This is a genomic window from Magnetococcales bacterium (assembly GCA_015228815.1).
Taxonomy (GTDB): Bacteria; Pseudomonadota; Magnetococcia; order Magnetococcales; family UBA8363; genus UBA8363.
Map to the genome: position 1 here is coordinate 71,039 of JADGCV010000015.1, position 18,424 is coordinate 89,462.

The window sequence follows — 18,424 nt, forward strand, 5'->3', positions numbered from 1 at the left end:
GTGGATCTGAACCATTACCTTGAAATCAACCGGTCCCAGGTGGACCGGGCTCTGGATCGCTTTCTTCCAGGCGTGGACGAATCGCCACAACGGCTGAATCAGGCGATCCGACACAGTCTGATGGGGGGGGGCAAGCGGCTGCGGCCCATCCTGATCCTGGCCTGCGCCGATGCGGTGGGCAATCACAGGGAGCGACTCCTTGCGTTTGCCTGCGGCATGGAGTGTCTGCATACCTATTCCCTGATCCACGACGACCTCCCGGCGATGGACGACGACGATTTGCGACGGGGCCGGCCAACCTGTCACAAACAATTCGACGAGGCTACCGCCATCCTGGCGGGAGACGCCCTGTTGACTCATGCGTTCGATCTGGCGAGCCGTCCCATTGCCGGGGTGGCGCCGGAAGTCATCCTCGCCACCGTGCGCCAGTTGTCCCTGGATGCCGGAATCTTCGGCATGGTCGGTGGACAAATGCTTGATCTTCTTGCGGAAAACCGCAGTGTCGAACTGGAGGAACTGCGTCTGATCCACCGTATGAAAACCGGCGCCTTGATTCGCTGTTCCTGTGAAAGCGGCGGACGGTTGGGGGGTGGGACTCCCGAACAGATCGATGCCTTGAAAAATTATGGTGCCGCCATCGGTCTGGCGTTTCAGATCACCGACGATCTTCTCGATGTCACCGGTGACAGTCAGGTCATGGGCAAGGCAACAGGAAAGGACCAGGCCAACGCAAAATCGACCTATCCCGCGCTTATGGGTATCGAAGGGGCGGAAAGACTTGCGCGGGAACAGATCGACCTCGCCCTGGCCAGCCTGGAATCGTTTGCCAGGACGGCGGATCCTTTGCGCGAACTGGCGCTCTACATCATCAAACGCACACATTGACCCTCGTCACCGCCATGGTATCCATTCTCGATCGAATCGATGTTCCTGCCGGCCTGCGTGATTTGAAGGAAGAGGAACTGATCCGCCTTGCCGAGGAAGTGCGCGAACTGACGATCGACATCGTTTCGCGTACCGGGGGCCATCTGGGGGCGAGCCTTGGGGTCGTGGAACTGACCATCGCCTTGCACCGCGTCTTCAACACGCCGAAGGACCTGCTGATCTGGGATGTCGGCCACCAATCCTATCCGCACAAGATTCTCACCGGTCGGCGCCACAAAATGACGACGTTGCGGCAATGGGGCGGATTGTCAGGATTCACCAATCGTTCCGAAAGCCCCTTCGATCCTTTTGGCACGGGTCATTCTTCCACCTCGATTTCCGCCGCCATGGGCTTTGCCCTGGCCAACAAACTGGCCGGTGGCAACCGTTGGTCCATTGCCGTGATCGGAGACGGGGCCATGTCGGCGGGAATGGCCTTCGAGGCCCTGAACAATGCGGGTCAATACAAGAACGACCTGGATCTTCTGGTGGTCCTCAACGACAACGAAATGTCCATATCCCGCAATGTCGGGGCGTTGTCCGCCTATTTCAACCGCATCCTGAGCGGCCCGGTCTATACCCGCCTCAAGGGGGGAACCGGAAAATTCCTGGGAGCGATTTCCCTGCCATTGCTCGACGCCGCCCGGCGCGCGGAAGAGCATATGAAGGGGATGTTGATTCCGGGTACCCTGTTCGAGGAGTTGGGGATCAAATATTTCGGTCCCATCGATGGCCATGATTTTCGCCAACTGCTGCCCACCCTCAAAAACATTCGCGAACTCAACGGACCGTTGCTGCTGCACGTCGTCACCCGCAAGGGAAAGGGCTTTCCGCCGGCGGAGGTCAATCCCTGCACCTATCATGGGGTTTCTCCATTCGATCGCACCAAGGGGGTGCTTCCCGCCAATGGCGGCAAACCGACCTATACCCAGGTATTTTCGGAAACCCTGATTCAGCTGGCGGAAAAAAATTCCCGCATCTGCGCCATCACCGCCGCCATGCCCGAGGGGACGGGTCTTGGCGCTTTTCACGAACGATTTCCCGATCGTTTTTTCGATGTCGGGATTGCCGAACAACATGCGGTCACGTTTGCCGCGGGACTGGCGTGCGCGGGTCATATACCGGTCGTGGCCATCTATTCGACCTTTTTGCAGCGGGCCTTCGATCAGGTGGCCCATGACGTGGTTCTGCAAAAACTGCCAGTGGTGTTCATCCTCGACCGCGCCGGGGTGGTGGGGGAAGATGGGCCAACCCATGCCGGTTTTTATGATCTGACCTTTCTGCGGGCTTTACCCGGATTGACGATCATGTCTCCCGCGGATGAAAACCAGTTGCGGGACATGTTGTTGACAGCGATTTCCCTGGGAGGTCCGGTTGCCATCCGCTTTCCCCGGGGCGCCGCGCTGAATCTGGAGCCGCCACGAAAACCCGAAGCCATCGACATCGGCAGCGGACGGGTCCTGTGCGAAGGGGATCAGGTTGCGGTATTGGCGGTTGGGGCCGTGGTTCATCCCGCTTTCAAGGCAGCCAACACTCTGCGTCAATACGGCATTCGCGTCGGCGTCTACGACCTGCGCTTCATCAAACCCTTGGATCAGGATTTGATTCGACGGGCGGTTGCCAACGCGCCCATCGTTCTGACGATCGAAGAAAATTCCGTTTGCGGGGGGGTTGGGGCGGCGGTGCTTGAATTCCTGGCCGCCGAAGGGGTGCTGGAGCGGGGACTCAAGGTGCGCAATCTGGGAATCCCGGACCGGATCATTCCTCACGGTGCCCCCAATATTCTGCGGCATGAACTCAAAATCGATGCCGAAGGGATCGAAGAGGTCATTCGCGGCTTGTTGGGGTGAGACTGCCCAAGTACCCCCGTTCAGGACTATTGAAAGGAAAAAGGGGGCTGGGGGATTGCCCCCAGCCCCCTTTTTCCTTTCAATCATTGAACCCGGAGGGTACTTGAGCAGTTACGACTGAATTGATCACTGGGTCACTGGGCGAAAATCGCCTTGATGATCGGCAGTACCTCGGCGGCAATCACAAGGGCAAGCATCCATTTGACAAGTTTGATCTCGCCATCGATGACATCCAACCTGCGCTCCAGTCCACGCACGTCGTTTTTGGTGATGGTCGTCTCCAGGGACAGGACCTCGGCCACCTTGCGGGCTTTCTCGTCTGTAATTCCGGCATCCCTGAACGCTTCGTAAACCCCGGAAATCATCGTCGTCATGGCACTCCTTCTTTCCATCCGGTCTTGTCACCGGATGAATGGGTTTGTTGCACGCGCCGGCACAGGTCGTTCAGGGCGGATTCCGAAAGATCCCTGCCCGGCTTGAGCAGACCACCGGTCCGTTGCAGAAAGTCGGAGGAAATTCCCAGTTGCGAAAGGATCGCGGGAGGCGTGCGCAGGCCATAATCGATCGCCAACAGGCCAAAGACCAACATGGCCGCCCAAAGGACCATGGCAAGACCGCCGGTAACGATTCGGAACAGTCCGAAAAGGCTCATGGCACTGCCAAGAACCAAAAGAATCCAGGGAATCAGCTCGGATTGGGTTTCCATTGATCATACCGAAGAATGGTGGAGAGTGCAGAAAGCCATGTCCTTGTTTTGCAAATCGGCGACCTGAGCGATATTTTTTTCCAGACTGTGTTCGTTGGCCCGTTGCCGGGACATCATTTTCATCAACAGCCCCCGCTCTTCCACCCCCTGGAACTGGTTCTGGGTCCCTTCGAGCAATTGCCGGGCTTGTTCCAGGCTCTGTCGCAGCAGATCTCCGGTTTTCTGGAGTTGCTGGATCCGGTAGTCCTGAAGTGCTTTCATGTCTTTTCTTCCGCGCAACAGGTCCATGGCGCGGCGATCGAGAAAATGCTGATGGGCATGGAACAACCGTTCCTCAAGGATCCGGTCCATGACGGTTTCCACCGGTCCGACCACGGAGAAGGCCTCGCGAAGCATGCGCATCTTACGCCCGGAGCGGGTCAGATCATCCGCCAGGGCAATCTTTTCGGCTTCAGTGACCAGGTTTTCCTTATCCAGCCAATTTTCCAAATGTTGCAGCATGATCGCCATGACGCCCCCGGATTTTCAAAAGAAGAGTTCGGGACAAAACATTCTATTGGGCCAGTGATTTTTGTATCAGCTCATACAGATCCCGCGCCAGGTCCGGGAGTTTGCCGAGTTCTTCGAGTGCCCGACGCATGTGAAGCCCCCTGTTTTTTTCGGAACGGCGCCATGGAACCAGGGCCATCAACAATCGGGCGGCGACCTGGGGGTTGATGGTGTTCAATTGAGCGATCCGCTCCGACAGAAATCGATAGCCTTCACCCGAAATGGCGTGAAAACGAACCGGATTGCCGTAACAAAAGGAGCCGATCAGGGCGCGTACCTTGTTGGGATTGGTCAGGCAGAACAGGGGATGCGACGTCAACGCCCGCACCCGTGTCAAGGTCGTTTCCGCCGGTGACATTGCCTGAATGGAAAACCATTTGTCCATGACCAGTGGATCATGGGCCCAACGTTTTTGAAAATCATCGAGGATGCGATCCTTGGTCTCGTGATCCTCGTAAACCAGACGGACCATCGCCGCCACGCGATCGGTCATGTTGTCCGCCCGGTCGTACTGGCTCAGCGCCAGTTCGGCAAACCGTTGGCAATCCCCCGCCAGGAGGTAATCCAGACACAGGTTTTTCAAGGCCCTCAGGCCCACATCTTCCGGAGAATAACGATAGGACGCGGTCCGTGTACGAAGATCATGATAGATGCGTTCCAGGGGTTCGATAAACGTCCGCGCCAAATGTTGTCGGCAGCTGCGCCGAACCATGAAGATTCCTTCGGGTTCCCCTTCATCCATCTGGTCAAGCAGGTATCGTTCATCGGGAAGGGTCAAGAGCAGGGCCTTTTCCACGGGTAAAAGAGTCGGGTCGGACAGGTTTTTGCCAAAGGCCTGGACGAACGTGTCGTCCATCCGCCAGTCTCCCCCTTTCTTCCAGGCCTCGACCCCCTGCAACAACCATTTTGTCGCCAGGGCCTGCCCCCCCTCCCACCGGTTGAAGCCATCGGTATCATGACACCAGAGGAAGGCCAGTTCCTCGTCGCTCAAGGAGGTCTTCAGGCGCACCGGAGCGGAAAAGTTACGCAAAATCGATGGAACCGGTGGCGCGGGGAGATCCAGAATGTCGAGCGTTTGCCGCTCCTGGACCAGTTCGAACAGGAGCGAGGTCGGGGCCGATGTCTGTTCCGCGGCGGTTTTCAAGGGCATTTCCCGACCGTCACGATCGAGGAGGGCGATCACGACCGGAATAGGGAAGGGTTCCTTGGTGGGCTGTCCCGGCGTGGCGGGACAGTGTTGCGAAAAGGTCAACGAACAGCTCCGGGAACGGGAATCGTAGTGACACACGACTTCGACAATGGGGGTACCCGCCTGACGATACCATCGCGAAAACTGCGTCAGGTCGCGTCCATTGGCATCCGCCATTGCCTTTTGAAATTCCTCCACCGTCACTGCCTGACCATCATGACGCGCAAAATAAAGATCCATGCCGCGACGAAAACCGTCACGGCCCAACAGGACGGCCAGCATCCGCACCACCTCGGCCCCCTTGTTGTAGATGGTCGTTGTATAGAAATTATTGATTTCCATGTAGGAATCGGGCTGAACCGGATGGGCGGTGGGACCGGTATCCTCGGGAAACTGATTGCCGCGCAAAATGCGAACGGCGTCGATGCGCTGAATGGCGGTCGTGGTCACCTCCTGGGCCGAGAATTCCTGATCCCGATAGACGGTCAACCCTTCCTTGAGGCTCAATTGAAACCAGTCGCGGCAGGTGATCCGGTTTCCGGTCCAGTTATGGAAATATTCGTGGGCGATGACGCTTTCGATCTGTTGATAGTCGAGGTCGGTAGCGGTTTCGGGGAGGGCCAGGACATACTTGGCGTTGAACAGGTTGAGCCCCTTGTTTTCCATCGCCCCCATGTTGAAATCGTTGACGGCGACGATCATGTACAGGTCCAGATCGTATTCGCGACCGAAATGGCGTTCATCCCAGGCCATGGATTTTTTCAATGCCATCAACGCATGCTGGCATTTGTTCCGGTTTTCCGGTTCAACGTATAGATGCAAGGCGATTTCCCGACCCGAAGAGGTAATCAACCGGTCCTCGGCGCGGTACAGGTTTCCCGCCACCAGGGCAAACAGATAGGAAGGCTTCTTGAAGGGATCGCGCCAGGTGACGCATCGTTTTCCATGACCATCGAGGATGGAGCTTTCCAAGTTGCCATTGGACAGCAGGGTGGAATATCGACCTTCTTCCGCTTCCAGGGTTACCTGGTAGCGGGACATGATGTCGGGTCGATCGGGAAAGAAGGTGATCTTGCGTAACCCTTCGGGTTCGCATTGGGTGCAAAGTATGTCACCCGAACAGAAGAGTCCCTCCAGGGAGGTATTTTTTCGTGGATGAATACGGGTTGTGGTTTCAAGGATTCCGTGGTCGGGGACGGAAAGGATGGTCAATCCTTCGTCGTCCTGTCGGTAGTGATCGGGCCTGAGAAGATGCCCGTCGAGCAGGACGGAAAGAAGTTCCAGGTTTCTTCCATCCAGGCGCAGGTGGGGTTCGTGGGTGATTGTGTCGTCGGGATTGCGGCTGAAGAACAGGCGTGCCTGCACCTCGGTGACCTCGGGATCGAGCCGAAAATGAAGATGCAGCGATTCCACCAGAAATGGCGGGCGTTGATAGTCCTTGAGATAATGAATTTTCGTTGGTTTGCCGGACATGATCTGGATGTGTTCCTCGTTGCAGGGTCATTGAACCTGAAGGGTACTTGGCCTCAATCGAAAAGAATCGGATCCACCCGATGGGTAGCCATTTGGCGGAGAAATTTTTTCCGCCATTGATTTCCCCACAGTTTCCGGGCCAGGAAAACCGCAAGGAAATCGTTCGGAACCTTCATCGAATGACCGATACGATACATTCCCTGATAACACGAGGGACAGGAGGTGAGGATGCAAAAGGTTTCCTTGCCTGTTGCGACTGGAACCGCCATTTCCTGCCGCAACACCCGCATCTTGCCCAGGCGTGCCTGATTGGCCGGCTCCGGATGGGCCAGGGCAAAGGTTCCCGCCTCGCTGCAACAACGATCGGTCATCGTCACCGTTCCACCCGTAAGCCCCGCCACCACCACCTCCGGCGCATGTTGCAGCATTGGCGAATGACACGGATCATGAAAAAGAATCCGACTCCCCGGATCGGGAGACAGGCGCACCCCACGTTCGAAAAGAAATTCATGGATGTCCAGGACCCGGCATCCGGGAAAAATAGTATCAAAATGATAATTCTGCAATTGCGCAAGACAGGTGCCGCACGAAACCAGTACCGTCTTGATCGAAAGAAAATCGAGGGTGTTGGCCATCCGATGAAACAACACCCTGTTTTCCATGCTTATTTTTCTGCTTTTTTCAAGGTTTCCATTTCCTTTCTGGGGAAAGCCGCAACAGATGTATTCGGGAGGAAGGACCACCTGGACGCCAAGATGATGCACCAGGGCCAGGGTTGCCAGACCGATGTCGCTGAACAGGCGTTCACAGCCACACCCGGGAAAATAAAAAACGGTCTCGATCGGTTGATCCTGTTTTCCCTGAACCGCAAGCCAGGGGATTCCCCGGCGATCATCCCAGCCCATGAGTGTGCGCAGGGTGCCGCCCCGTCCCGGACGGGGAAGACGGGTTTGCAGCATTCCCTGAACGGTCCTGGCGAGGGAATGCAATGGCGAACCGATCGCACCAAGTTTTGGTTTCCATTTTAAATATTTGGTCCCCTTGAAAACAGTGTATGCCTGACGTTGCAGGGAATAACCGGGGACCAGCAGCAGACGGCGAAACCAGCGGATTCTTCGCGGCCCCTTGGCGTCGAGGAAAGCCAAAGCCATACGTTGCGGCAGACGGGACCAGGGACGGTCGCGTCGCGACAACAGGTGCCGCATGGCCATGGTGACCTGTCCAAAATCGATATGCACCGGACACGGAACGGCACAGCGATGGCAGACGGCACAATGGTCCGACAGATCGGCAATCTGGGACACATTGGCTGCGGACAAGCCTCTACGTGTTTGTTCCTCATACAAAAATGCTTCGATGGCAAGCCCAAGGGCAAGGATTTTGTTGCGTGGAGAATAGAACAATCCTCCTTCTGGAACATGGGTGGTGCAGACCTCCTTGCATTTGCCGCAACGAAGACAGGTGCGTATGGCATCGTTCAGGCCGCCGATGGCGCTTTCTTCAAGGATGATCGCTTCCTGTTGCACCAGGCGCAGGGAAGGGGTATAGGCCCGTTCCATGATCGGTTCGGAGAAGAACACCCCTTGAGGCATCAATTTTCCCCTGTTGAAGCGATGCAGGGGGTCGATCCGATTCTTGTAGGCGACAAAGGAGTCGATGATCGATGCGTCCAAATGGGCAAACTTGGTCATGCCGATGCCATGTTCTCCGGAAATCCTTCCGTCCAGTTCGCGGGCCAGGAGCATGATTCGATCCACGATCCGTTCCGCTTCGCGCAGCATTTCATAATCGTTGGAGTTGACCGGAATATTGGTATGGACGTTGCCGTCTCCGGCGTGCATGTGCAGGGCGATGAAGATGCGCCGCGCCCGTCCATGGCGATGGACCCGATCCAGATCGGTCAGCAACTGGAGGCCATGCGCACCCGAGAAAAGCGCCTGCAACGGTTCGCGGACCTCGTGACGAAAGGAAACCCGTATCGCTCCCTGCAACATGCGCTCGATCAGGAGTTCTCCCGAATCGCCGGACGGGGCGTCGAGACCGGCGGACATTCCGTCCCAGCGTCGGGACACTTCGTGCAGCAGGTCGAGGGCCGCCCGTCTTTTTTCATTGAGGATCCGGTCTGCTTCACTCCCCGGCGACCGATTGTGGGGAAAATGGCGGAAAAATTCCTCTTCCGAAAATTGCCGGATGACTTCGTCGAGGATGGCGCGTTTGTTTTTCAAGGATTGTTCGATGTTGATCCGTTCGACCCCCCGGTTGTACAGGGCGAGGTGTTCCAGAGGGATGACGATGTCTTCGTTGACCTTGAAGGCGTTGGTATGCCGGGCGATGGCCGCGGTTCGGGAACGGTCGGCCCAGAAACGCTGCCGATCTTCCTTGCTCGTGGCGATGAACCCTTCGCCATCGCGTTCCCGGGCGATTCGTACCACCTCCAGGGCGGCCTGATCGACCTCTTCGGCGACCTCCCCGACGATGTCGGCCAGAAGGACCATCCGCGGACGTTCATTTCGGGTTGCTTTGGTGTTGTATTCCACGGCGCGGATGTAGCGGGCATCCATGTGTTCGAGTCCGGCGCAGCCGACGGTCGGGTGTCGGTCAAGAAACCTTTTGATTTCAACGACGGCGGGCACCGCCTTGCCCAGCTCGTAGCCGAAGAATTCAAGACAGACGGTCCGGGTGTGCTTGAAATTGGGATACAATAAAAAGGTAGCGCTGGTGATCACCCCATCGCAACCTTCCTTTTGCACGCCGGGAAGACCGCCCAGCGCCTTGTTGGTCACATCCTTGCCAAGACCTTTTTTCCTGAACGATTCCGCGGGAATGGCAAGGATTTCCTCCACCCCTTCCTGGATCGACTGTCCCGGTGACCAACGGCGAAGGCGAAAACGGGCCATGGGCACATCATGAATCTTGCCGCGGTTATGATCGAGGCGTTCGACCTTCATCCATTGACCGTCGGGGGTCGCCAGGGTCCAGGAGACCAGATTGTCCAGGGTCGTTCCCCAGAGCACTGCCTTTTTTCCGCCGGCGTTCATGGCAATGTTGCCGCCGATGGTCGAAGCGTTTTTCGAGGTGGGATCGACGGCGAAGACCAAACCTTCGCGTTGGGCCGCCATGGCGACCCGTTGCGTCACGGCCCCCGCCTCGACGGTGATGGTGGCGGCGGTGACCGTCGAATCGGGAAGGGTCATCCGGGTGACGGGACCGATGGCGTTGAGCCGTTCCATGTTGAGGATGGCGGTTCGGGAAAACAGGGGAACCCCGGCGCCGGTATAACCGGTCCCGCCCCCTCGGGGGATCATGGTCAGATCGAGGCGATTGCAGAGGGCGACGATCGTCGGCAGCTCTTCTTCCCTGGTCGCGGTGATGACGACAAAGGGATATTCGACCCGCCAGTCGGTAGCGTCCGTGACCGAGGCGACGCGGGCGATGATGGAAAAATCAAGATGCGTGGCAGGGGTCGAGCGGGCAACCAGATCCTTGATTTCCTCACGCAATTTGGCAAAAGAATCGATTTCGTCGTTCATCCGGTCGAGGGCCTTGCCGACCCGGGACAGGAGCAGACCCACCCGCGGATCATCCTGGGAACGTTCGGCGATGGCCTGGAGACGGCGACGGGAATCGGCGAGGAAGGTTTCACGTTTGTTTGGATGGACCAACAGTTCTTCCTGGATCAGGGGATTTCTGACGATGATCCATAGATCGCCGAGAATCTCGAACAGCATCCGCTGGGATTGTCCGGTCTTGCGCGTTGGCGACAGGGATTCCAGAAGGTCCCACATGTCGCGCCCAAGCAATCGATGAACGATTTCCCGGTCGGAAAAGGAGGTGTAGTTGTAGGGGATGGCGCGTTGATGGGTTTTCAATGGCTCGGACATGGGGCTCCTGGAACCTGGGGAAGGGGGGAACGGGTCCGACGGGCAGGATCATCCTCGCCGCCATTTGATACTGCACCCCAGGGATGGATTTTGCAATGGTGATATGGGTTTTCCCTGGAGCAAAGCGTCGATGGCCTCCTTGAGTTCCCGTTGCCGCACCCGTTCCGGATCACGGGGGGCGTCATCCAGTCGTCCGCGATAACGCAGGGCGCGTTCGGCATCGTAAAGGAACAAATCGGGAGTGCAGACGGCGCCGTAGGCCCGGGCGACCTCCTGGGTTTCGTCCAGGAGGTAGGGAAAGGGAAAATTCATGGTTTTGGCGAGCCCTTGCATGTTGGCGAAACTGTCTTCGGGATATTGTGTGGCGTCATTGCTGTTGATGGCAACCATGGCCACCCGCGAACGCGGATATTCCCGGCCCAGGGTGACGAGACGGTCGAGGATGGCCTGGACATAGGGACAATGGTTGCACAGGAACATGACGAGGAGGACCGGACTTGCGGAACACTGTTCCAGGGAAAGGATGTGTCCATCCACGCCGGGAAGTGAAAACGCCGGGGCCCTGGATCCCAGTTCCCCTCTTGGGGTTTCGAGAAGCGCCATGATGTTTCCTTTTGACAGTTCAGTACGCCCATGATCGTTATCGCTGGGGTCGGGTGGTCATTTTGTCATGATTTCCATCCGTTCCACATCGGACAGGGTGATCCGCCGGCCATCCCGTGTCGTGAACGAACGACCGTGAATCTGTCCCTTCTGGGCTTCATAATACGACTTTTCTCCCGACTTGACATCAACAACCCGCACTTCGACCCATGTGGCGTTATCCTGCCAGTGGGAAAAGATCATCCACAAGGCCGACAGGAGGGTGGATGCGACCAGGATCACGGCAATCTTGCCGACGGGTCCTTTCATATTTTCCCTCAGGGAGGGGAAGGCTGGGGCGGATGCGTATTGAAGATCGCGTCGTCTTGCGTGCGCCCGGCCAACAAAATAGACGACGGCCAGCAAAAAAAGCGGTAGAATGATCTTGAAAAACATGGGACCACTCCTTCGAGGGGATAAGGCGGGAAGGATTGAAGTTCCAGACGTATCCGATGGCCACACACCCATGAAGGGAGAGACCACCATGAATGCGGCGGAAATCATGACACGGGAAGTCATCACGGTGACGCCCGACCTGCCGGTGATGGATTTGGCCCGTCTCCTGACGGAACGGCGGATCAGCGGCGTCCCGGTCCTGGAGGAAGGAATACTTGTCGGCATCGTCACCGAAGGCGATCTGGTCGATCGGATCAAGAAAATCCACCTGCCCACCCTCATCACCCTGTTGGACGCCGTCATCCCCATCGCCGGGGAACGCCAGTATGAAAGTGACCTGCGCAAAGCGACCGCGGTCACGGTTGCCGACATCATGACGACCGAGGTCACGGTTGTCGAGGAAAACACCCCGCTTCAGGAAATCGCCACCATCCTGGCGGAAGAACACATCTCCCTGGTGCCCGTGGTCGATGGCGACCGCCTGACCGGCATCATCGGCAAACGCGACATCATTCGGGGAATGATCAAAAGACCATCGGAAATATGATTTGAATCGATTCCCGGCTCATTATGGACTTATAGGATAAAGTATACACGGCCCCTGACATGGCTGGAGTTATTTTGAACAGGGAGTGAATCCATGAGGCGTGCCGATGTAATACAACATCTGACCCGGAACAAGGAATACCTTCGCCAGGAATTCGGTATCGTCGGGCTGTCCCTGTTCGGTTCCACCGCTCGGGACGAAATGAGAGAAAGTAGCGATGTGGATGTGTTGGTGACTTTCGATGGTCCTGCCACATCGGCACGCTATTTCGGTGTGCAGTTCTATCTGGAAGATCAGTTGGGGTGTCCGGTGGATCTGGTGACCGACAAGGGATTACGACCCGAGTTGCGCCCCTTCATCGACCGGGACGCAATTCATGTCTGATGCCTCGGGCCTCGTTTCATGACAGAGAAACGACCTCATGTTCGAGGGCGAACAACCCTTCTCGTTGCATGGCGAAATAAATTTCCCGGCTGATCCAGGCATCGGTGGCAGCGTAGGAGACCTGAAATGGTTTGAGCACCGGAGATTCCCAATTGGAACACTGCGCCCGCTTGGAAATCCTGAATTGAAAGAAACGGGCGGCCATGGTACGCAATCCATGACTGTCCATTCCCATGACCCGGGCCAGTTCCCCAAGATCATGACAACGGACGGGAACGAACGGGAAAATGGTCTGCAACTGTTCCAGATCCTGTCCGATTCCGACCCCAACCTTGAGGACGTTCGGGTCTTCCAAAAGGGCCTTGAGTGGTGAAAACCAGGTCAAATGCCGAAGCTGGAACAAATACACCGAGTCTTCCGCCGCCAGTTGCATCAGCGAGGGACGATGCGAAATTCCCTTTCTGAATACGGGTTTGGTTTCGGTATCAAAGCCGAGAACCGTCTGTTTATTCAGTTTTTCAACGGCAGGGGAAACAAGATTGTCTTCACGCACCACATGAACCGGTCCCTCCCATCGACGAATGGGAAGGTTGTTGATTTCGTCCTTGGAGAGTCTTCTCCCGATTGCCTTGCCGCCATTGTCGCAGACCAAAGCGGAGGCGGGGAAGGATGTTTTTTCCTTCATGTTCATCACGGACTTTCAAATCAACCAAAGAGATGGGGGTTCGTTCTCATCATCGACGACCATTGTGTCACCTGATCCGTTTTCCTCACGCATCCTGACGCCGCGGCGAAGATTCCTTCCCGACCGGGTGACCGGTGTCTTCGGCGACAGGGGATGCCATTGTGGCGGGAAGGCATTTTCCATCGCGCAACATTTGGGTCAGTTCGTCCGGTGGGACAGGGGCGCTGAACAGGAATCCCTGCATCTGATTGCAGTTCAAGGCTCGGAGGATGGCCAACTGTCCTTCCGTTTCCAATCCCTCCACGATCACATTTTGATCCAGGCTGTGCGCCATGGCGATGATGGCGTTGACGATGGCCTTGTCGCCAGCGTTTTCGGTAATGAAACGGACGAACGAGCGATCTATTTTCAAGGTCTTGAAAGGAAAATGGCGCAACTGGCTCAGTGAGGAATAACCGGTTCCAAAATCATCGATGGACAGATGGACGCCAAGTTCACTGATTCTGGCGAGTGTTTTGACTGCCTTGGCGACATCGTCCATGATGGCGCTTTCGGTGATTTCCAGATCCAGAGTGCTCGGATCGATACCGGTTTCCCGCAATGCATCCTGGATGATACCGATCAGATTCTGACGTTGGAACTGGAGCGCGGAGAGATTGACCCCGACGCGAATGGATGGCAGTCCCATCGCTTTCCAATCGGCAATCTGACGACAGGCAGTGCGAATCACCCATTCGCCAATCGGCACGATCAATCCGGTCTCTTCGGCGATGGGTATGAAATCGGCGGGAGAAATCATCCCCCGTTCCGGGTGAAACCAGCGAATCAGTGCTTCCGCCCCCATCACCCGACCCGTTTGCAGGTCTACCTGGGGTTGGTAGAACAATCGAAGTTCGTCATGGTCCATGGCATGGCGTAATTGGGACTCCAGGGCGAACCTTTTACGTGCCGTTTCCGCCATTTCCGATGAGAAAAACTGATAATTGTTTCTGCCACGCCGCCGGGCGTGATCCAGAGCGGTCTCCGCGTTTTTCATAAGAATATCCGCCTGTTGGGCATCCTGTGGAAACAGGGTAATCCCGATGGCGGCGGAAAGTTCGACCTCCTGGGTTCCCAGCAGTGCCGGTTTGGCCAACGCATCATAGATTTTTCGGGCGACGAAGCCTGAATTGCGCACCGCTCCGGTTCCCTCGTCAATGTCGGTCAGGAGCATGCCGAATTCATCCGCTCCGATACGCGCCACGCTGTCGCTGGTTCGCAGACAATGGGTCAAGCGTAGCGCCACAATCTTGAGCATTTCATCGCCCAATACGGGTCCCAGGGAATCGTTGACCAGCTTGAATCGGTCCAGATCGAGGATCAGCACCCCCAGCGAGCGATTGTGCCGTTTGGCCCCGGAAATGGCCTGCTCAAGCCGGTCAACGAACAAACTGCGACTGGCCAGGTTGGTCAGGGGATCCCTTCCGGTATCGATGATGGCAGCGGAAGGTTGTCCGACGGCCTGGGTTTCGGAGAGTTGACACAGAAAAAAACGAACCCGGCCATTGGCAGGCAGGATCGCACTGATTTTCAGAAACAATTCCTGGCTCTTCTTTTCCTGATTATTCAACCAGGGCCTCATGCTTCCGGACCAGTATCCATCCTGCCAGAGTGTTTCGACGATTTCCTCCACCAATGCCCGGTCTTCGCCATGGGGAAACAGGCGCAGAACATTTTTTCCTTCGAGTGTTTCATGGGGTTGTTGGACCATTCTGGAAAAGGCACGATTGATTCGGCGAATGTTGCCACGCCAATCGATCAGGGCAACCCCTTCGCGACTGTTTTCCAGGAGCACCTTGAGCAGTGTGACCTCGAAGGAGCGGCCATCGAGAAATTCCGCCAGATTGTCGATCCCATCGGTTTGTTTCCTGCTGTTCATGGGGCCATTTGTCCCTTCCGTTCCATTTCCATCCGCTCCATTCGTTGGATCAATGGCGGATGGGTATCATGAAGCATAACGTAAAACGGATGCGGTGTCAGATTGGAAAGACTGTTGGCGGCCAATTTTTTCAAGGCAGTGACAAGAGCGCCCGGATCGGGGGCTGTTTGGACCGCGAAACGGTCGGCCTGGAATTCGTTTGTTCTGGAATGCCATTTGAACAGGGGACCGGCGATCAGATCGACCGGCGTCAACAGCAGCGAGAAAAATACCAGACCCGAATGGATCGACACCTGTTCCATGAAAAAAGCCTGGGACAGTCCAGGATGTTCCAGGAAAAACGACATCAGAAAAAAAGTCAAGCCCATCTGGACGGTACCGATGGCAATTCCCTTGGGAATATGATGATGACGATCATGCCCCACTTCATGGGCCACGACCGCGATCACCTCGTCTTGGGTATGGGATTGGATCAGGGTATCGAACAGGGCGATCCGGCGATTTCGGCCAAAGCCGGTAAAAAAGGCATTGGCCTTGGTGGAACGTCGTGAGCCATCGACCTCGAAGATGTCGCGCACCGGAAAACCGACCTTGTCGGCGTATTCAAGCAATCCCTGGCGCAACGGACCATCGGGCAAGGGAGTGAACTTGAAAAACAGGGGAAAGATCCATCGTGGCGCGACATATTGAACCACAAAGCCGAACAGGGTCACGGTGATCCAGCAATACAACCATGCGAAAGAGCCTGCCGTCTGAAAGAACCACAGAATGCCCCAAAGAACGCCACCACCAAGAAAGATCATGAGGATCATGGATTTGACAAGATCAAGAACGAAGGTTGCAGGGGTTGTGCGATTGAAACCGAAGCGGTTTTCGATGACGAAAATCCTGTAGATTGAAAAGGGAAGATTGGCGATCCTGTGGGCGGCGACCAGGATGCCAATGTAGACGACGCCCCGGACAAGCACGTCATCCACCAGGGTCCGCAACCATTGATCCAGAATGTTGAATCCACCGAGCCACCATACCAACAGCAGCAAGGCCAGGTCCCATGAAGCGACGATCAGACCCCACCTGCCTTTTTCCGTCAGATAACGTCGCCCACGCGCAAAGCGTTCCTGGTCGAACAGGTCGGCGAACTGCCTGGGAGGTGTCGTGGCGCCATTGTCAAGATTGAGAAGGGTTGCCACCGTTTCAAGGAGAAACCCCAACAGCAGCGCCGAAAGGATCAACCACGAATAGATATTCACCCGATTTTTCTCCCGTGCCGGTCATCGCTCTTGCCGACCATTCCCGGACGAATCAGGGTCATCACGGTAGCGAGGACAACCCGGAAAATAAAGATCGGGTGCAGCGAGCGAAAAAGGATTTCCCTATAGGTGGCACTGCCGGTAAAAGTGTCCCACAAGGTTCGCCCCATGAGTCGTCGTCCCGATGGCCACTGGCGTTCCTGTTGCACCATGTAGACCATGCCTCGTCGGAGAAAGCGGAGTCTCTGGTAGAGAACCGTGAAAAAAAACACAACCTTGCCAATGGTATTGTCCCGGGCGATCCGTCGCACGACCGGTCCGTAATGCCTGTGAAAATCATCGGCGGAAATTCCCAGGAACAAGGCCGTGACGGCGCATGATTTGGCGGTAATGTAGGCGGCGCCGATTCCATCCTTGTACAGACGGGATACGGCACTGTCCCCGATCAGGACCACCCGGTCGCCGAAGGGATTCGTGGCGGGTCCAAGATTGAGTTTGGGACCGCAATGGCAGGCCTGTCCCAATTCACACCCCTGGTCTTCGTGACACCAGGCCATATCGGGAGGAAAACACCGACGTACCTCGTTGGACCGCATGAATTTTTCGATCAAGGGTCGATCGATCCGGTCGCCGAGCAGACAGATGGTCACATATTCGACCTTTGGAATCAGGGCGGCAAATTTGAGTCCGGGAATATCCAGAAGAAAAATATGCATCGCATTGCCAAGGTATTCCTGGACCCGATCCCGGCCCAGATGGATTTCCGACAGAAAACCCTTCGAGGTCGGCGGCGGGGCGTAGGAGAACCCAAGGGTTTCAAATTTTTTCAGAAGACTGGAATTGATGCCAACCGCTCCGATCAGAAGATCGTAGACCTCTCCGGAGGCACCGCGGCAGATGACCTCGGGACGCTGTTGGTTCCATTTCAGGTCGGTAACCCGTTGAGGGATGACTTGTACCCCGTGCTGCCTGGCCAGTTCCAGAAGGTAGCCATCGAAACTGCGCCAGTCGAGTCGTCCCTTGAGTTCCTGGGGTCCGCTGCCGCGATAGACCGTGGCGATGCGCAGGTCCTCGGCGGGGGTATCGATGGTGACGGGCTGGCAGCCGCTGGTGTGCAGGACATAGGATTCGATGCCCCGCTGCACCACACGCGATGGCAGGTCGATCCCTTCGGCGGCGAGGGTTTGCACGAGCGATTCGCTGATGACCCCAGCGCACATGTTGCACCCGGAGGGACCAAAACGGGAAAAATCCTTGGGATCATAGAGATCCACATGGAGTTTCATTCCAATCCGTTGCGAAAGTTCCATGAGGAAGAATCCGGCCATGGAACCGGCGGGGCCGCCGCCGATGATGGCCACCCGGGAATTATCCGACAATTTCACGCAACGAATCCTCGATCCCTCCCGCCTGAACCACGATGGCAGCGCCCTTGTTCTTCAGACCAGAATGAGTGTCAACGGTTCACCGACTCCAGAAACAAACCGCAATCAGGACCATCATACCGGTCCAATCCTCATTGCGCAATTTTCCAGGTCCAACCAGAGCGTGTTTATCGGCGCCCAGGTACTCCCGCTCAGGACTATTGAAAGAAAAAAGGGGTCTGGGGAATTGCCCACAGGGTTTTGATTTTGTTTTTCCACGCGCCCTTTCACCCGAAGCAAGATTCCCTCGTGGTTTTTGCGGGAATCTTGCGCAGGCGCGCGCTTTGGTTTGCCCTTCTTCGCGGGTTTTGCGAAGGAAGACAAACGTGATGTTCCTGCTGGTTGTCCCTTCCGATTGGTCTATCCGGCCAGATTTTGGACGCAGTGGGAACCAAACTTGACCAATTTCAGTGGACTGCAAGGCTGAAATCCTGGACAATCCTGGGTTAGTGGTTCCTTGTCGGAAATTTTCAGAGAAATCCAGGTTGCTCTTCAGAACGGAGGACCAATAAGAGTGAAACAACGACAGTTGATCAGCTTCGACTGGGCCTTGAAACGCCTGTTGCGCAGTAAGGCCAATTTTGAAATCCTGGAAGGGTTCCTCAC

At 56.3% G+C, this 18,424-nt stretch carries 16 protein-coding genes; 4 read left to right on the top strand and 12 right to left on the bottom strand.

Annotated elements, in window-relative coordinates; all coding sequences use genetic code 11:
• On the top strand, nt 1-885 hold the full coding sequence (locus tag HQL76_08185; GenBank protein MBF0109137.1) for a polyprenyl synthetase family protein: 885 nt from the start codon (nt 1-3) through the stop codon (nt 883-885).
• A 14-nt stretch (nt 886-899) separates the two neighbouring features.
• A complete protein-coding gene (locus HQL76_08190) occupies nt 900-2,774 on the top strand; it encodes a 1-deoxy-D-xylulose-5-phosphate synthase (protein ID MBF0109138.1) in 1,875 nt (624 codons plus the stop codon).
• A gap of 134 nt (nt 2,775-2,908) precedes the next feature.
• On the opposite strand, the gene HQL76_08195 is transcribed toward HQL76_08190, so the two are convergent.
• The 7 genes from HQL76_08195 to HQL76_08225 are packed head-to-tail and all read right to left on the bottom strand — an operon-like array spanning nt 2,909 to nt 11,610.
• Nucleotides 2,909-3,148 (bottom strand): integrase, encoded by a 240-nt coding sequence (locus tag HQL76_08195; protein MBF0109139.1) that lies wholly within the window; start codon nt 3,146-3,148, stop codon nt 2,909-2,911.
• Complete coding sequence (locus tag HQL76_08200) at nt 3,145-3,480, bottom strand: hypothetical protein (protein MBF0109140.1); 336 nt, start codon at nt 3,478-3,480, stop codon at nt 3,145-3,147. The genes HQL76_08195 and HQL76_08200 overlap by 4 nt, the downstream gene beginning before the upstream one ends.
• 3 nt (nt 3,481-3,483) lie before the next feature.
• The gene (locus HQL76_08205) at nt 3,484-3,990 is read right to left on the bottom strand and encodes a hypothetical protein (protein MBF0109141.1); all 507 of its coding nucleotides are present in this window, start codon (nt 3,988-3,990) and stop codon (nt 3,484-3,486) included.
• 43 nt (nt 3,991-4,033) lie between these two features.
• Nucleotides 4,034-6,691 (bottom strand): aminopeptidase N, encoded by a 2,658-nt coding sequence (gene pepN, locus HQL76_08210; protein ID MBF0109142.1) that lies wholly within the window; start codon nt 6,689-6,691, stop codon nt 4,034-4,036.
• 53 nt (nt 6,692-6,744) lie between these two features.
• Complete coding sequence (locus tag HQL76_08215) at nt 6,745-10,572, bottom strand: DUF3683 domain-containing protein (GenBank protein ID MBF0109143.1); 3,828 nt, start codon at nt 10,570-10,572, stop codon at nt 6,745-6,747.
• 48 nt (nt 10,573-10,620) lie between these two features.
• Nucleotides 10,621-11,175, bottom strand: coding sequence for a thioredoxin family protein (locus HQL76_08220; GenBank protein ID MBF0109144.1), 555 nt, complete (start codon nt 11,173-11,175; stop codon nt 10,621-10,623).
• 57 nt (nt 11,176-11,232) lie between these two features.
• Nucleotides 11,233-11,610: a hypothetical protein gene (locus HQL76_08225; protein ID MBF0109145.1), complete on the bottom strand. Its 378-nt coding sequence runs from the start codon at nt 11,608-11,610 to the stop codon at nt 11,233-11,235.
• An 88-nt stretch (nt 11,611-11,698) separates the two neighbouring features.
• On the opposite strand from HQL76_08225, the gene HQL76_08230 reads away from it, so the two are divergent.
• Nucleotides 11,699-12,157, top strand: coding sequence for a CBS domain-containing protein (locus HQL76_08230; GenBank protein MBF0109146.1), 459 nt, complete (start codon nt 11,699-11,701; stop codon nt 12,155-12,157).
• Nucleotides 12,158-12,250: 93 nt separating this feature from the next.
• On the top strand, nt 12,251-12,541 hold the full coding sequence (locus tag HQL76_08235; protein ID MBF0109147.1) for a nucleotidyltransferase family protein: 291 nt from the start codon (nt 12,251-12,253) through the stop codon (nt 12,539-12,541).
• 16 nt (nt 12,542-12,557) lie between these two features.
• Here the strand turns inward: HQL76_08235 and HQL76_08240 are convergent, their stop codons facing one another.
• The 5 genes from HQL76_08240 to HQL76_08260 form a co-directional block, all read right to left on the bottom strand.
• Nucleotides 12,558-13,226 (bottom strand): 3'-5' exonuclease domain-containing protein 2, encoded by a 669-nt coding sequence (locus HQL76_08240; GenBank protein MBF0109148.1) that lies wholly within the window; start codon nt 13,224-13,226, stop codon nt 12,558-12,560.
• Between the two features lie 85 nt (nt 13,227-13,311).
• Nucleotides 13,312-15,144 (bottom strand): EAL domain-containing protein, encoded by a 1,833-nt coding sequence (locus tag HQL76_08245; GenBank protein MBF0109149.1) that lies wholly within the window; start codon nt 15,142-15,144, stop codon nt 13,312-13,314.
• A complete protein-coding gene (locus tag HQL76_08250; protein MBF0109150.1) occupies nt 15,141-16,394 on the bottom strand; it encodes a M48 family metallopeptidase in 1,254 nt (417 codons plus the stop codon). The genes HQL76_08245 and HQL76_08250 overlap by 4 nt, the downstream gene beginning before the upstream one ends.
• Nucleotides 16,391-17,779 (bottom strand): hypothetical protein, encoded by a 1,389-nt coding sequence (locus HQL76_08255; GenBank protein MBF0109151.1) that lies wholly within the window; start codon nt 17,777-17,779, stop codon nt 16,391-16,393. Before HQL76_08255 ends, HQL76_08250 begins: the two co-directional genes overlap by 4 nt.
• Nucleotides 17,780-17,858: 79 nt before the next feature.
• Nucleotides 17,859-18,424, bottom strand: a 566-nt coding sequence (locus HQL76_08260) for a hypothetical protein (GenBank protein ID MBF0109152.1), incomplete at its 5' end; no start/stop codon positions are given.

Excerpts from the sequence above, each read along its gene's own strand:
- HQL76_08245 (MBF0109149.1), bottom strand. The coding sequence starts at position 15,144 with ATGAACAGCAGGAAACAAACCGATGGGATCGACAATCTGGCGGAATTT.
- HQL76_08240 (MBF0109148.1), bottom strand. The coding sequence starts at position 13,226 with ATGAAGGAAAAAACATCCTTCCCCGCCTCCGCTTTGGTCTGCGACAAT.
- HQL76_08235 (MBF0109147.1), top strand. The coding sequence starts at position 12,251 with ATGAGGCGTGCCGATGTAATACAACATCTGACCCGGAACAAGGAATAC.
- HQL76_08215 (MBF0109143.1), bottom strand. The coding sequence starts at position 10,572 with ATGTCCGAGCCATTGAAAACCCATCAACGCGCCATCCCCTACAACTAC.
- HQL76_08200 (MBF0109140.1), bottom strand. The coding sequence starts at position 3,480 with ATGGAAACCCAATCCGAGCTGATTCCCTGGATTCTTTTGGTTCTTGGC.
- HQL76_08195 (MBF0109139.1), bottom strand. The coding sequence starts at position 3,148 with ATGACGACGATGATTTCCGGGGTTTACGAAGCGTTCAGGGATGCCGGA.
- HQL76_08205 (MBF0109141.1), bottom strand. The coding sequence starts at position 3,990 with ATGGCGATCATGCTGCAACATTTGGAAAATTGGCTGGATAAGGAAAAC.
- pepN (MBF0109142.1), bottom strand. The coding sequence starts at position 6,691 with ATGTCCGGCAAACCAACGAAAATTCATTATCTCAAGGACTATCAACGC.
- HQL76_08225 (MBF0109145.1), bottom strand. The coding sequence starts at position 11,610 with ATGTTTTTCAAGATCATTCTACCGCTTTTTTTGCTGGCCGTCGTCTAT.
- HQL76_08190 (MBF0109138.1), top strand. The coding sequence starts at position 900 with ATGGTATCCATTCTCGATCGAATCGATGTTCCTGCCGGCCTGCGTGAT.
- HQL76_08230 (MBF0109146.1), top strand. The coding sequence starts at position 11,699 with ATGAATGCGGCGGAAATCATGACACGGGAAGTCATCACGGTGACGCCC.
- HQL76_08220 (MBF0109144.1), bottom strand. The coding sequence starts at position 11,175 with ATGGCGCTTCTCGAAACCCCAAGAGGGGAACTGGGATCCAGGGCCCCG.